14 protein-coding genes are annotated in these 14,712 nt (G+C 66.9%); 5 read left to right on the top strand and 9 right to left on the bottom strand.

The window, feature by feature from the left end; translation table 11 throughout:
- Positions 1-14: 14 nt before the first annotated feature.
- The 7 genes from VER16_RS16955 to VER16_RS16925 form a co-directional block, all read right to left on the bottom strand.
- A complete protein-coding gene (locus VER16_RS16955; RefSeq protein WP_324809968.1) occupies positions 15-1,376 on the bottom strand; it encodes a HAMP domain-containing sensor histidine kinase in 1,362 nt (453 codons plus the stop codon).
- On the bottom strand, positions 1,373-2,719 hold the full coding sequence (locus VER16_RS16950) for a sigma-54 dependent transcriptional regulator (protein WP_324809966.1): 1,347 nt from the start codon (positions 2,717-2,719) through the stop codon (positions 1,373-1,375). The genes VER16_RS16955 and VER16_RS16950 overlap by 4 nt, the downstream gene beginning before the upstream one ends.
- A gap of 103 nt (positions 2,720-2,822) precedes the next feature.
- Positions 2,823-3,218, bottom strand: a complete 396-nt coding sequence (locus VER16_RS16945) for a PDZ domain-containing protein (RefSeq protein ID WP_324809964.1) — start codon at positions 3,216-3,218, stop codon at positions 2,823-2,825.
- Position 3,219: 1 nt separating this feature from the next.
- On the bottom strand, positions 3,220-4,437 hold the full coding sequence (locus VER16_RS16940) for an ABC transporter permease (RefSeq protein WP_324809961.1): 1,218 nt from the start codon (positions 4,435-4,437) through the stop codon (positions 3,220-3,222).
- Between the two features lie 20 nt (positions 4,438-4,457).
- The gene (locus tag VER16_RS16935) at positions 4,458-5,759 is read right to left on the bottom strand and encodes an ABC transporter permease (protein ID WP_324809957.1); all 1,302 of its coding nucleotides are present in this window, start codon (positions 5,757-5,759) and stop codon (positions 4,458-4,460) included.
- A gap of 10 nt (positions 5,760-5,769) precedes the next feature.
- Entirely contained in the window at positions 5,770-6,492 is a 723-nt protein-coding gene (locus tag VER16_RS16930) for an ABC transporter ATP-binding protein (protein ID WP_108766417.1), read from the bottom strand.
- Positions 6,493-6,516: 24 nt separating this feature from the next.
- A complete protein-coding gene (locus VER16_RS16925; protein WP_324809953.1) occupies positions 6,517-7,794 on the bottom strand; it encodes an efflux RND transporter periplasmic adaptor subunit in 1,278 nt (425 codons plus the stop codon).
- Between the two features lie 203 nt (positions 7,795-7,997).
- Between VER16_RS16925 and glmS the strand changes: the two genes are divergently transcribed.
- Positions 7,998-9,836, top strand: coding sequence for a glutamine--fructose-6-phosphate transaminase (isomerizing) (glmS, locus tag VER16_RS16920; protein WP_324809951.1), 1,839 nt, complete (start codon positions 7,998-8,000; stop codon positions 9,834-9,836).
- Between the two features lie 392 nt (positions 9,837-10,228).
- Here glmS and VER16_RS16915 read toward each other — a convergent pair whose 3' ends face one another.
- The gene (locus VER16_RS16915; protein ID WP_324809949.1) at positions 10,229-10,624 is read right to left on the bottom strand and encodes a hypothetical protein; all 396 of its coding nucleotides are present in this window, start codon (positions 10,622-10,624) and stop codon (positions 10,229-10,231) included.
- 428 nt (positions 10,625-11,052) lie between these two features.
- Here VER16_RS16915 and VER16_RS16910 point away from each other — a divergent pair, with 428 nt between their 5' ends.
- The 3 genes from VER16_RS16910 to VER16_RS16900 all read left to right on the top strand — a co-directional run bounded on the left by VER16_RS16910 (position 11,053) and on the right by VER16_RS16900 (position 12,731).
- Positions 11,053-11,421, top strand: coding sequence for a hypothetical protein (locus VER16_RS16910; protein ID WP_324809947.1), 369 nt, complete (start codon positions 11,053-11,055; stop codon positions 11,419-11,421).
- 52 nt (positions 11,422-11,473) lie between these two features.
- Positions 11,474-11,935 carry a DUF2846 domain-containing protein gene (locus VER16_RS16905; protein WP_324809945.1) on the top strand — a complete coding sequence of 154 codons (462 nt, stop codon included), beginning with the start codon at positions 11,474-11,476 and terminating at the stop codon, positions 11,933-11,935.
- Between the two features lie 199 nt (positions 11,936-12,134).
- Positions 12,135-12,731, top strand: coding sequence for a hypothetical protein (locus tag VER16_RS16900; protein ID WP_324809943.1), 597 nt, complete (start codon positions 12,135-12,137; stop codon positions 12,729-12,731).
- Positions 12,732-12,895: 164 nt separating this feature from the next.
- On the opposite strand, the gene VER16_RS16895 is transcribed toward VER16_RS16900, so the two are convergent.
- On the bottom strand, positions 12,896-13,360 hold the full coding sequence (locus tag VER16_RS16895; RefSeq protein WP_324809940.1) for a hypothetical protein: 465 nt from the start codon (positions 13,358-13,360) through the stop codon (positions 12,896-12,898).
- A gap of 300 nt (positions 13,361-13,660) precedes the next feature.
- Between VER16_RS16895 and yddG the strand changes: the two genes are divergently transcribed.
- Entirely contained in the window at positions 13,661-14,611 is a 951-nt protein-coding gene (yddG, locus tag VER16_RS16890; protein WP_324809937.1) for an aromatic amino acid DMT transporter YddG, read from the top strand.
- Positions 14,612-14,712: the final 101 nt, after the last annotated feature.

Raw genomic sequence — 14,712 nt, 5'->3', positions numbered from 1 at the left:
ATGCGGCCAACCGATCAACTCACCGGCAGCAGGATCGACACGCACAACCCACCATCACCGCGGTTCTGCAGCGACACGCGTCCACCATGCGCCTCGACAATCTCGCGGGTCAGCGCCAGGCCCAGGCCGGTGCCGTTGCGCTTGGTTGAATAGAACGGCATCAGCGCGTTCTGCAGCACCTGCTCGTTCATGCCTTTGCCGCGGTCCAGCACGTCCAGTCGCAGCCACTGCGGAAGCCGGGTCAGCTGCACCTGCACGTCGTCGTTGGGCGGGTCCGCCTCGGCACACGCTTCGTGCGCGTTCTTCAGCAGGTTCAGCAATGCCTGGCCGAACTGGGCGATGTCGATGCGGCTGCTGAGTGTCTCGTCCGGTTCGCGGTCCATGCCGAACGGAATCTGCTGGCGCAGGCTGGACAGGAACGGCGCCCAGTGCACGGTCTGCAGCTGCGGCTGTGGCAGCTTGGCAAAGCGCGCATAGCCGCGGATGAAGCCTTCCAGGTGGCGGGCGCGGTCTTCGATGGTGCTGAAGATCTCGGGCAGGCGGTCGAAGCGTTCGCGCTTGACCAGCTCGCCACCGGAATGGGCCAGTGAGGCAATGGGTGCCAGCGAGTTGTTCAACTCGTGGCTGATCACCCGGATCACCTTCTTCCAGGTCTGCACTTCCTGGCGGCGCAGTTCGGCGGTCAGCTGGCGCACCAGCAGCAGGTCGTGCGGGCGGCCGTTCAGATGGAACGCGCGCCGCGACAGATGGTAGACCTGCTCGTCGTCCTCATCGGGCTCGACGCCGTCCTCAACCTCCGCCCGCACCGCGAACAGGCTGTCGCCACCGCGTGCGATGGCATCACGCAGTTCCACCGGCAGCTGCTCCAGCACCTCTTCCATGCGCTGGCCTTCCAGTTTCCAGCCCCCATGCAGCAGCTTGCGTGCGGCCAGGTTGGAAAACACCACGCGGGAGATGCCATCACCGCCCGCCGCGATCAGCAGCATCGCCACCGGTGTGTTCTGCACCATCGTGTCCAGCAGCAGTTCGCGCTGCACCAGGCCCTGGCGCTGCTCGCGCAGCACGTCGCCCAGTTCACGATGTGCCTCGACGAGGTCGCCCAATTCGTCGTTGCCCGGCCAGTACACGCCGAAATTGAACTCACCATCGCGGTAGCTGCTGGTGGTGCCGGCCAGTGCCCGCATCAGCGAGCGCACCGGCGCGGTGGCGCGACGCAGCGACCACCACATCAACGCCAGCAGCACGGCGGTGGAAATGCCCGTCACCCACCAGCCGTGGTTCATCCAGTACGCCAGCAGCCACGGCAACGCAGCAGCCAGCGCCAGCACCGGCAGCAGGCGCAGGAACAGGCGGAAGGTGAAGGAGCGTCGCTTCATTCGCGCGGGATGCCGTGGCGGTCCATGCGACGGTACAACGCCTGCCGGCTCAGGCCCAGTTCGGCGGCGGCTTGGGCGATGACCCCGTGGTTGCGGGCCAGCACGTCTTCGATGCGTGCCCGGTCGGGATCGTTGCTGGTACCCGGCGCCGGGCGCGGTGCCGCCGGGGCGCGCGGCAGGTTCAGGTCGGCCACGTCGATGCGGTTGCCGCTGGCCAGCAGTTCGGCGCGCTGGATGACATTGCGCAGTTCGCGCACGTTGCCCGGCCATGGATGCCGCTGCAGTGCGGCCATGGCAGCGCTGGAAAGCGGCTTGCCGGCAGTGAGGAAGCGCTCGGCCAGGGGCACGATGTCGCCGGGGCGTTCGGCCAACGGCGGCAGCACCAGTTCCACCGTGTTGAGTCGATAGTAGAGATCCTCGCGGAAGTTGCCATCGCGGATCATCGAGGGCAGGTCGGCATTGGTGGCGCTGACCACCCGCACCTTGACCTGGCGCTCGCGGTTGGACCCCAGGCGTTCGAAGCGCCCGGTTTCCAGCACGCGCAGCAGCTTCATCTGCCCACCCAGCGACAGGTTGCCGATCTCGTCCAGGAACAGCGTGCCGCCGTCGGCCGCTTCGAACTTGCCTTCGCGTGCCTTGTTGGCACCGGTATAGGCACCCGCTTCGGCACCGAACAGTTCCGCTTCGATCAGCTCGGAGGGCAGGGCACCGCAGTTGACCGCCACGAAGGCGCCCTTGGCCACCAGCGAGTTGGCCTGGATGATCTGCGCGATCTTCTCCTTGCCGGCGCCGTTGGGCCCGGTGATCAGCACCGGCAGTTCCGAACGCGCGACCTGGCAGGCCAGGGCAATGACACGTTCGCTGGCGGGGTCGGCAAACACCGCGCCGCACAGCGCGTATTTTTCTTCCAGCGCGTTGCGCTGGCGCTGTTCGCGCGCGCGGCGCTGGTCCAGCTCGCGACGCGCTTCGGACAGCTCCAGCAGGTTGTTGACCGTGGTCAGCAGCTTGCGGTCATCCCACGGCTTGGCCAGGTAATCAGCGGCACCGGCCTTGACCAGGTCCACCGCGCTGCTCAGGTGCGTCCAGGCGGTGAGCAGGATGACCGGCAGGTCCGGGTGGCGCTCGCGGATCTGCGCGAACAGTGCCTCGCCCTCCTCGCCGGAGGTGGTGTCCTCGGTGAAGTTCATGTCCTGGATGACCAGGTCGACGGCGTTCGCCTCTAGCATCGCAAGGCCCTCGGCCGGACTCTGCGCCTGCAGGGTGTCGATGTCATGCAGGGAGAACAGCACGTCCAGGGCGGTGCCCACGCTGGCGTTGTCGTCGATGATCAGGATCGCGGGCATGGAAGCGTTCTGGGAAAGGGATGGGCAGCGCCGAGAGAGCCGTGAGGCCGGTGCTACCCATCAAGCATAGCCAAACCCGTGGCCCCGCAGGGGCCGGGGCACATCAGCGCGGCGGTGGCGGCGGGGGCGGTGGTGGTGCCGGCGGTGGCACCAGCACGGTCTTCCAGGGGGCCACGGCCACCGGCACGCTCAGGGTCTGGCCGTTGCGCCGCAGCAGCAGGAAGACCTGCGCCTTGCCCGCTGCGTCGGCCTGGCGCAGCACGGCGGCAAGCTGGTCGATCTGGCGGACCGGCGTGTCGTCCACGCGCACGATGCGGTCGCCCCGGCGCACGCCGAAGCGTGCCTCGGGGCTGGCCGCCTCGACTTCCACCTGGCCCTCGGTGGAACGCAGTGCCAGGCGCGCGCCATCCTGCTGCCAGTTCATCGTCTGCACCGAGGTGCTGCCGGCAAGCACGGGCAGCGGCAGGGCCAACGCCATTGCCAGGACCAGGGTGCGCATCTCACGCCCCCCGGGTGGCAACGGCCGGCGGCACTGCGGCGGCGCGGCGGGCCGGGCCGAACACCGCGATCTGCCCCAGCACCCACAGCAGCACCGCACCCAGCGGCAGGTACAGCAGCGGCATGCGCGGCAGCTCGTACATGTTCATCAGTGCCAGGTTGATGGCATACGCGGCCAGCATGCCCAGCACGATGCCCAGCGTGGCCAGCAGGAAGTTCTCGGTCTGGAAGTAGCGCAGGATCTGCCCGCGCGTGGCCCCCAGCGCACGGCGGATGCCGATCTGCTTGCTGCGCTGCTGCACCCAGAAGCTGGCCAGGCCGATGATGCCCAGTGCGGTCACCACCAGCAGCGCGATGCACACCGTCACCAGCAGGCCGACCATGGCACGGTCGTTCTTGAAGTAATCGTTGCGCTGCTCCTCATAGGTCTTCTTGTCACGCATCAGGCGGTTGGCATCGTTGCGCTCCAGCGCGGCGACGGCCGCCTTGAGCACTTCGTCGCGGCGCTCGGGTGCAGTGCGCAGCATGTAGGTGCCGCCCTCATCGAAGCCGCGGCGCAGCGGCATCATCATCGACTCGTTCCAGTTGTCGTCCCAGCCGGTGGGTGTGGTCAGGGTGTCGACGATGCCGACCACGTGCAGCGGCTGCTTGCCCATGTAGTAGGTCTTGCCCAGCGCGCTGCCGTCCGGTTCCATCTTCGCGGCCGTGGCCTGGCTGAAGATCACCGGGATCGCCTTGTCCGTGGAACCGGCCTTGCTGACCGTGGCGTAGTCCATGTACTCGTCGGGCTGGAAGTCACGCCCGGCGATCACATTGATGCCCATGGTGCGGATGCCATCCTCGGACATCGTGTACATGGAGGCTTCGGTGGTCGGCCGTTCCTGTTCCTGCTGGCGCTGGATGCTGCTGCTGGACGAACCGCCGCGGAACGGCAGCTGGTTGATGATGGTGGCACTGGTGACGCCGGGGATGGCGCGCAGCGAGGCCAGGTCCTCGCGGGTGCGGGCCATGCCGTTGGTCTGCTTGCCGATGCCGCTGACGCGGACCATCACCAGTTCGTTCTCGGCCAGGCCGCTGGGCATGCTGATCTTTTCCACGCGCTGGCTGACCAGGAACAGCGCGTTGCAGACGATGGCGCAGGTCAGGGCGACTTCCAGCACGATCAGGGCGGCGGCGGTCTTGTGCCGGCGCAGGGTGCTGAGGATGGGGCGGATGTCCATGGGAGTCCTCGTTCCGGTACTTACTGCGACTTGAGCTGGATGGCCGGGGTGACCTGCATCGCACGCCAGGCGGGCAGGAAACCAGCGGCGATGCTGGCAAACAGGGTCAGGCCGATGGCCAGCAGCAGCATGCTGCCGTCCAGATGGGCCAGCTTGGCGTAGTCCACCGGCTGCTGGCGCACGGCGAACAGGCCGAGCAGCGCCACGCCGATGCCAAGCACGCCACCGACCACACCCACCGCACCGGCTTCCACCAGGCACTGCAGGAAGATCTGGCCGCGGCTGGCCCCCAGCGCACGGCGTACGCCGATCTCACCACTGCGGCGCAGGAACTTGGCCAGCAGCAGACCCACGGTGTTGACCAGGCACACGCCCAGGAAGCCCAGCGCCAGCCACAGCTGCAGGCGCACATCGCTGGGCACCGCACCGTTGAAATCGAGCCACTCCATCACGTTGCGCAGGCGCACATTCGGCGGGCGCTCGAAGCGGCCGGCCTCACGCTGCTGGCTGGAATAGTTTTCCAGGTAGCGGCGGTAGTCATCGGCCTTGGCCGGGTCCACCTCGACCCAGTACTGCAGCCAGGTGCAGGGCGCGTTCAACGAATAGCTGTCACGGTCGGGGTTCTCGCCGAAGCAGTTCATGTTGCCGCTGCTGCCCAGCTTCATGTCCAGTGAAGTGGACATCGGCAGCAGCAGATCCTCATCCTTGCCGTAGCTGCCGGTGGTCAGGTCGAAGAACTGCGGTTCGGGATTCCATTCCTTCATCACGCCGACGATGCGGAAGCTCTGGCCATCCATGCGGATGTCCTTGCCCACGCTGTTGCCACCCTGGTACAGCTTGTCGTTCAGGGCCTTGGAGATGACCACCACGCGTGCGCGGCCGTCGTCGTCCTGGCGTGTCCAGGCACGGCCGTACTGCATCGGCACGTTGAACATCGGGAAGAAATCGGCCGAGGTCCAGCGCGTATCGATCGAGAACGGCTGCAGGGTGCTGCCCTCCGGCTCGATGGTGCCGCCACCGCCGCTCATCAGCGCCTGGCGCTCGGCCTTGGCCTCGCGCAGCAGGGCTTCGCCGTCGAAGCGGGTCATCTGCGAGTTGGGTTCCTCGCCGGGCACATAGCCACCGCGCGGGGCCGGGTCCAGCTGCACGTAGAACAGGCGATCGCTCTTGTCCGGGATCGGGTCGCCGGAGAGCACGTGGAAGACGGTCAGGGTGGTCATCGAAGCACCGATGCCCAGCGCGATGGCCACCACCATCAGCGCGGTCAGGACCTTGTTGCGGCGGAAACTGCGCGCCGCCAGTCGGGCGTAGTAGGCGAACATGGTCAGGCCCTCACTCGTTGACGGCAACGATGCGGCGCGGCGTGGCCAGCACCGGCTCACGTACCAGGTCGGTCACCTGGCCATCGACGATGTGCACGTTGCGCTGCGCGCGTGCGGCCAGTTCGGGGTCATGGGTGACCATGACGATGGTGGTGCCGGCGGCATTGATCTCTTCCAGCAGTTCCATCACCCCGCGTGCCATCTGCGTGTCCAGGTTGCCGGTCGGTTCGTCCGCCAGCAGCAGGCGCGGGCTGCCGGCCAGGGCGCGGGCGATGGCGGCGCGCTGCTGCTGGCCGCCAGACAGCTCATTGGGGTAGTGCTTCATGCGCGAACCCAGGCCGACCTGGGTCAGTGCCTTTTCGATGCGCTCGCGGCGTTCGCCGGCACTCATCTTCCGGTAGCGCAGCGGCACGTCCACGTTGTCGAACAGGTTCAGGTCGGGAATCAGGTTGAAGCCCTGGAAGATGAAGCCGATCTTCTGGTTGCGCAGGCGGCTGCGCGCATCGTCGCCCAGCGTGCTGACGTCCTGGCCGTCCAGCATGTAGGTGCCGCTGGTGAAGGTTTCCAGCAGGCCGGCGATGTTGAGGAAGGTGGTCTTGCCGGAACCGGACGGGCCGGTGACGGCGACGAACTCGCCTTCCTTGACCTGTAGTTCCAGCGAGCGCAGTGCATGGGTTTCCACCTGTTCGGTACGGAAGACCTTGGCGACCGAACGCATTTCGAGCATGTACATGGGGTGTCCTCTCTCCAGGATGTGTCAGTTGACGGAGACGCGTTCGGCGTCCTTGAACAGGTCGCTGCCGGAGACCACGATGCGGTCGCCCGGCTGCACACCCGACTTGATTTCCACTTCGCCCAGGCTGCTGACGCCCAGTTCCACCGGCCGGCGCACCGCAGTGCGGCCGTCCATCACGTAGGCCACGCCGTTGCCCTGTTCGACGAACGGGCCACGCTCGACCTTCATCACGTTCCTGCGCGTATCCAGCAGCACGCGCACCGACATGCGCTGGCTCTGGCGCAGGCCTTCGGGCTGCGCGGCGGCAAAGCGCACGCGCGCGTTCACTTCACCGTTGACCACTTCCGGCGACACCGCGCTGATTTCACCGGCGAACGGCTTGCCGTTGCCGCCGGTCAGCTGCGCAGGCATGCCGATGGCCAGGTCGCGGGCGAAGCTTTCCGGCACCTTGATCTCCACTTCGAACTTGGACAGGTCGACCACGCCCAGCACCGGCGCGTTGGCCGCCAGGTTGGTGGCCTGGGTGGCCTGCACCTGGCCCACCTGGCCGTCGAACGGGGCGCGCAGGGTCAGTGCGTCCACCTGGCGCTGCACTTCGGCCACCACCGCCTTCTGTCGGTCGGCCAGCAGGCGCTTGTTGCGCGCATCCAGGTCGGCGCCCTGGCTCTGCAGGCGGGCATCGGTGGTGGCGTTGGCCAGGGTGATGTCGGCCTTCTTCAGGCTGTCCTGGGCCTTGGCCAGGTCGATCTGCGGCACCGCGCCGCCGTCGTAGCCGCGCTGGTAGCGCTGCAGATCGCGGTCGGCGGCCTGCCGTTCGATGCTGGCCTGGTCGGTTTCCTTGCGCGACTTGGCGCGGGCCAGGGTGGCGTCCAGTGCGGCGCGGCTGGCCTCGGCTTCCAGGCCGGCCAGCGTGGCCTGTTCCTGGGCCAGCTTGCTGCGCAGTTCCGGGCTGTCGATGATCGCCAGCTCCTGGCCCTTCTTGACCACGTCGCCGGCCACCACCTTCAGGTCCACCGTTCCTGCGGAAATGGCGTACAGGGTGGGGCTGTTGGCGGCGATGACGCGGCCGTCGGCAGCGATGTCGCGCACCAGGTCCCCGCGCTGTACTTCGGCGATGCGTACCCGGCTGCTGTCGAAAGAGCGGCTGGCGTTGGACCAGGCATGCACCGCCCAGCCGATGGCGGCCAGCAGGGCGACCGCGCCCAGGGCCGGCCAGCGGTAACGCTGCCAGGCCGCACGGGGGGCGCTGGCGGAGGGGGCGGAAACGACCTGGTCCTGGGCTGAGGTGTCGCGGATCATCGGGTGCGTGCCTGTCGGTGGTGAATGAGTGAAAGCACGCTCCGTGCCAACTTTATCTTCTGTTTTTTCAATGGCTTGCGATTGGCCTTCGAGTGTCCGGGTGTCCGCGGACACCGCTGCGGACACTTTCATTAAGCGGACAGGGGGGACGAAGCGGACGCCCACGCTAGAATGCGGCGACCGTCTTCAAGGAAAAGCGCGACATGTGTGGAATCGTGGGTGCGATCGCTGATCGCGATGTGGTACCAGTGCTGATCGAGGGACTGAAGCGGCTGGAGTATCGCGGCTACGATTCATCCGGCATCGCGGTGATCGACCGGGCTGAACGCCCGGACGTACGCCGCGTGCGCCGCACCGGTCGTGTCTCGGAAATGGCCACTGCCGCCGAGAGCGAAGGCTTCAATTCCCAGCTGGGCATCGGCCACACCCGCTGGGCTACCCATGGCGGGGTGACCGAGGCCAATGCGCACCCGCACATCAGTGCCGGCGTGGCGCTGGTGCACAACGGCATCATCGAGAACCACGAAGAGCAGCGCGAGAAGCTGCGCGCGCTGGGCTACACCTTCGAGTCGCAGACCGACACCGAAGTGATCGCCCACCTCATGCACCACCATCTGAAGGGCGGCGACAGCCTGCTGGGCGCGCTGCAGCGCACGGTGAAGGAACTGACCGGCGCCTATGCGCTGGCCGTGGTCAGCCGTGCCGAGCCGGACCATTTCGTCTGCGCACGCATGGGCTGCCCGCTGCTGGTCGGCCTGGGCGAAGGCGAGAACTTCGTCGCCTCCGACGTCTCGGCGGTGATCTCGGCCACCCGCAAGGTGATCTTCCTGGAAGAGGGCGACACGGCCGACATCCGCCGCGATGGCGTGCAGGTGTTCGACGAGCACGACCAGCCGGTCGAGCGCGACGTGCACCTGTCCGACGTGTCGCTGGCCTCGCTGGAACTGGGCCCGTACCGCCACTTCATGCAGAAGGAAATCCACGAACAGCCGCGCGCGCTGGGCGACACCATCGAAGCGGCGATCGACGCCGGTGGTTTCCCGGCCGAGCTGTTCGGCAAGCATGCCGAGGCCGTGCTGTCCGGCATCGAAGGCGTGCAGATCCTGGCCTGCGGTACCAGTTACTACTCGGGCCTGACCGCGCGCTACTGGATCGAATCCATCGCCGGCCTGCCGTGCAGCGTGGAAATCGCCAGCGAGTACCGCTACCGCGCGGCCTATGCGAACCCCAAGCACCTGATCGTGACCATCTCCCAGTCCGGCGAAACGCTGGATACGATGGAAGCGCTGAAGTACGCCAAGTCGCTGGGGCACAAGCACACGCTGTCGATCTGCAACGTGCCGGAAAGCGCCATTCCGCGCGCCAGCGAACTGGTCTGCTACACCCGCGCCGGCGCCGAGATCGGCGTGGCCTCGACCAAGGCCTTCACCACCCAGCTGGCCGCGCTGTTCCAGCTGACCGTGGTGCTGGGCAAGCTGCACGGCCGCGTGGATGCCGCGCAGGAAGCCGATTACCTGGAACAGCTGCGTTTCCTGCCGGGCAGCGTGCAGCACGCGCTGAACATGGAGCCGCAGATTGCCGCCTGGGCCGAACGCTTCGCCCGCAAGAGCAGCGCGCTGTTCCTGGGCCGTGGCCTGCATTACCCGATCGCGCTGGAAGGCGCGCTCAAGCTCAAGGAAATCTCCTACATCCACGCCGAGGCCTATCCGGCCGGTGAGCTGAAGCACGGGCCGCTGGCGCTGGTGGACGAGGACATGCCGGTGGTGGTGATCGCGCCCAACGACAGCCTGCTGGAAAAGGTGAAGTCGAACATGCAGGAAGTGCGTGCGCGCGGCGGCGAGCTGTTCGTGTTTGCCGACCAGGACAGCAACTTCAGCGAGTCCGAAGGCGTGCATGTCATCCGCACCCCGCGCCATGCGGGCGTGCTCAGCCCGGTGGTGCACACCATTCCGGTGCAGCTGCTGGCGTACCACACCGCCCTGGCACGTGGCACCGACGTGGACAAGCCGCGCAACCTGGCCAAGAGTGTTACGGTGGAGTAAGGCCCTCTGGGCCAATGGCCGCCGGGCGCTGCCAACATCGGTAGCGCCGGGCCATGCCCGGCGGAACGTGGCGCTGGCCACGCCCCCCCCCTCCTCGCGCCTGCCCAGCCCAGCACATCGCGGCACTTGATCGGCCTGACTGAAGGCACTAGCCTGCAGCCAACACACCCGCCACGCCTCTGACGCGCATCGTCGCGGAGCGCTCAAATTGGCGGATTTTTTATGCCCGCTGTTGGGTGTGCCAGCACGGCCCGATACGTAAAGCCGCCTCTTTCTGTGAGCAGCCTGGCGCGGGTGCACGGCATCGGCGCCGTCACCGGCTGGGATACGCATCCGTTGTGGCGCCCATGACGGACCGGAGGTAGCGCCGGGCCACGCCCGGCGGAACAGCCTCAGGCAGCGTGCACCTGCACATCCACATATTCGGACAACCCGCGGCAGGCCAGCAGCAGGCCTTCGCGCACATCGTTGCCGATCTGCTGCGCGTCGTCGCCATCCACGCGCACGCGCTCGCTGGCATGCAGCAGTTCCAGCAGCACGGTCAGCCCGGCGTTTGCCCGGTTGATGCGCGCCAGCGCCATGCACTGGCCGGTGCTGCGGCCGGTGCGGTGCAGCGGCTGTCCATCAGCGGCGTCCACCTGGCGGATGCGCTGCAGGCTGCCCAGCAGGGTGACGCCTTCCTGCTGGGCGGCAAGCGTGGTTTCCAGCGGCTGGGCAAGTTCTTCGGGCAGTGTGTTGGCGGCTTCGCCCAGGGTGGCGAACAGATACGGGTATCGCGTGGTGCTCATGGCGGCTTCCTCATGCATGCGGCAAAGGAGCCACCCCGCCTAACAGCGAGGGTGGCGGACGGTGCGTGGTTGCAATACCGGTGAATCACCTAGCGAAAAGCCGGCGGGCACGAGGCCCCCACGCACCGCCCGCCATAGGTGCGCGGGCAGAATGCCTGCCGGCGCCACCCACAGGGGGTGGGCGACGCCGGCAGACAAGCGTAACCGCTAGGTAGTTCAAACGGGATTGCAAGCCCGTGCCACCATTTTCCGGTGGCGGTCCATGTTTCGCATGGATGGCCTTGGCCGCCAATGAGAAAAGTTGGAAAGATCGAAAGATGTGCAAATAATCGATTTGTTGCATGCGCAGGGCGTGGCGTGCCGATTGCGACACTCCATTCCAACATGGCACCATCTGCGCACGCCGCTGCCCGCATCACGGAGGATGCATGCGCCACCTCTCGCATTTCGATCTGCTTGCCAACCTGCGCAATGGCCGCAGTGTCGAGCAGTTGCTGTCTGGGCGACGGGAGGGCGATGTCGAGGTGATCCGCTTTCTGGGCATCGACCGGGACCGGGATGGCTGCTGGACTGTGCGGCTGTATGAGGTGGCCGACGTGGGGACGCCTGACCATCTGGATCTGTACAGCTTCCCGGACGTATCGGAAGATCCGGAGGATCTGCCGAGCGCGACCTTTTCAAGCATCGAGGCCGCGCTTGAGTACGCGTGCAGCGCGCTGGGCGCGGACCTGCAGCGCTTCGTGAATCAGGGCGTGGCCGAATCGGAGTACATCGACGCCTACCACCCGCAGTGGTGAGGCTGACCAGGTTTCATTCCGCGTGCAGGGCACGCATTACAGGGGGCTGTAGATGAGCAAGTGGCACGTGGTTGCAATGGCGGCGGCGATCAGCCTGCTGTCCGGGTGTGCAAGTGTTCCGATGTCGGACAAGGGCCAGCTGGACGTGGCCAAGAGTTTCCCGGTGCCCGAGGAGGGCAAGGCAGGCGTGTATGTGTACCGCAACTCCTTCGTCGGCCAGGCGCTGAAGAAGGATCTGCGCATCGATGGCGAGTGCCTGGGTGAGACGGCCAACAAGGTGTTCTTCTACACCCTGGTGCCGGGCAACCAGGAACACGTGATTTCCACCGAGTCGGAGTTCTCGCCCAACGACGTCAAGCTGTACACCGAAGCGGGGCGCAACTACTTCATCGAACAGTCGATCAAGATGGGCGTGTTTGTCGGTGGTGCCAAGCTGACGGTGATGCCCGAGGCCGAGGGCCGCCGCCAGGTGGCACAGCTGAGCCTGGCCCAGCGCGGGCGTTGTTCGAAGTGAGGTAAGCGGGTCGTTGCAGGTGGCGATGGCTGATGGGCCATCGCCACCGGGCCGCGCACCTGGTATGGGTGCCCGCGCGGCCATCACGCCAACCAACAGTACCCGCCATTGGCGTCGTGGCCCCGGCGGGCAGGAGAAGTGCAATGGAATGCGGAAGTGAGACGTTGCCTGCGGCTCGGCTGCAGCAGTCGCGATCGCAATGGAGCGCATGCTGATGTCGCAACCTAGCTGGGCGCCTGCGCAGTCCGCGCCTTCGCTGCACTGGTGTCTGGGCTACAGGCTGGTGGTCATCGCTGCGATCCTCGCGGTGGTGGTGCTATCGACCGCCACCGGGCTGACGCTGTGGGTGCTGCATCTGCAGGAAACTGCGGCGCCACTGCCTGAGTGGCTGCGAGCATTGCGCGCGTTGGGGCCGGGAGACGGGTACTCGCGCCGCTCCGGTCTGGGTGTCGTTGCCGCGACCTACTACAGCATTGTGCCGCTGCTGTTTCCGCTGAGTTTCCTGTCGACCTGGGTGTTGGCGACCTACCACGCCGATGGTGTGCTGCGTGAGTGGATCGTGCAGCGGCGAACCTTGGGCGGCGTGCTTGCATGCTGCGTGGTGATGGTCGCGTTCCCGTTGATCGGCGTCCTTTTCCTGAGTGCTTTCAGTGGTGGCGACTTCCGCCGTCTGCATATCGCCGGTGATCCGTTTTCCTTGCTGTCGGCGGGGTGGATTCCGTTCGTCGCACTTGGGGCCGTCGCCGCGATGAGGCCGTGCGCGGTGCATGCGCTGCGCGCGCAACGCCGCTCTTGAGCCCGGTGCGCCTGGCATCGGCCGCTGAGGCTCACATGGAGGATCATGGCTGCCGGCGGGCAGGACGTGCGCCGGCACTCCGGTGGCATCCGGTCTGCATCCAGACCCCGTTGAACGGGATGCAAGCCGCGCAGGTGCTGAGCCGTTCGGCCGACTGACGACGGTCAGCTGTTCTCGTCGTCGGTGGCGTCAGTGGTACCGGCCACGGTGCAGGTCAGCTGGGTCTCACCGATACCGCCGACACCGAGGTCGCCCATGCGGGTCGCACGGTGGCCTTTGCCATCCAGCTTGGCAGCGGCGCGCACGGTCGCTTTGGTGGTGGCAAACGTGGCGGTGTAACTGGCACCGACTTCGCCATCGGGATCGATGTAGAACGAGACATCCCGGACCGGCAGGCCGAACACGTTGAAGGCAACCGGCGGCGTGATCGGGTCGGTGGTGCTGTAGGGATCGGCGGACAGCGCCTTCCATGCCGCCGAGGCAATATCCGGTTCGGCGCGGCATTCCAGCGCGGCCTGCAGCATGGGGGCGACCTTCTGCCACTGCGCGGCGTCGATGGCATGTGCGGCGGGCGCGGCCAGCAGGCCGGTGATGAGCGGGGCGGCGAAGCGGATGAGGGGCGATGTCATGGCAGGCATTCCTTTGCGTATGGAGCCGGAAATTCTACCCGCTGCGCCACGCATGAACAGCGCCATATTGCAGCGCAACATCGAAAGCGTACAATCCGCTTCGGCCAGTCGGCTGCTGTAACCCGCCTCCCGCCGTACCCCCCTGCAACGCACAGTGCCGGGGCGTTCCGGGGACGACGCTACGGACCAGCGTACTCCCCAGGACCCACGCGTCCGCATGATCTGCCTGTCCCGCTGTCGGGGCCGGGCGCATCGCTGCGCGTGCCTTTCAACCGAATGCTCCCTGTTGTCGTCGCCCCCATGTACGGCCTCCGCGCCCTGCGCGCTTCCGCGTCACCCCATCTTCCGACCCTCATCGGCGCCAGCGCCGTGCTGCTGTGGAGCCCGACCCTGGGCATGCTGCGCACGATCAGCGAGATCTTCGGTGCCGTTGGTGGCGCCGCTCTGATCTTCACGGCCGCCGCGGTGTTCTCGGCGCTCATCCTGGGCGTGCCGCGGCCCTCGCAGCTGCCGCGACGCTACCTGCTGATCGGCGGTGCGTTGTTCATCGGCACCGAGATCTCGTTGTCGCTGTCCATCGGCCTGGCCCACCACCGTGGGCAGGCGCTGGAACTGGTGATGATCAACTACCTGTGGCCGTGCCTGACCGTGCTGCTGACCGTGCTCACCCGCATGCAGCGCGGCAACTGGCTGCTGCTGCCGGCCACCGTGCTGTGCCTGCTGGGCGTGGTGCTGGTCATCACCGGCGAAGGCGCATGGTCGCCGGCGATGCTGCTGGCCAACCTGCGCAGCAATCCGCTGGCCTATGCTTTGGCGCTGGCCGCCTCGTGCATGTGGGCCACCTATTCGCTGGTGACCAAGCGGATCGGCGGTTCGCGCAACGCGGTGCCGTTGTTCATGATCGCCACCGCCGCGGTGCTGTGGCTGAAGTACGCGCTGGGCGATGCGCCGCCGCTGCACCTGCACTGGGGCGGGCTGGCCCAGGTGGCCGTGTTCGGCCTGCTCACCGCCACCGCCTATTCGTGCTGGAACCATGGGCTGCAGCACGGCAACGTCACCTCGATGGCGATCTTCTCCTACTTCGCCCCGGTGTTGTCGGTGCTGTGGAGCAGCGTGTGGCTGTCGCTGCACCCGGGCATGGGCTTCGTGCAGGGCGTGGCCTGCGTGACCGCAGGCTCGCTGCTGTGCTGGTGGGCGACCCGGGCGCGGCCGTTGCCGCCCCCGGCGCCGCCGGCCGCATATACGGCCTGACCCTCCGCCTGGCGGCTTGCCGGGCGGTGCGCGAATTTCCTTTGTGGGCAGTCACTTGTGGGTGCCTGCCGCTGTCTTGCTGCACCGCATGATGTGTCAGT

It is taken from the genome of Stenotrophomonas sp. (assembly GCF_035634915.1).
Lineage (GTDB): Bacteria > Pseudomonadota > Gammaproteobacteria > Xanthomonadales > Xanthomonadaceae > Stenotrophomonas.
This window is presented reverse-complemented; position numbering and strand designations above follow the sequence as displayed.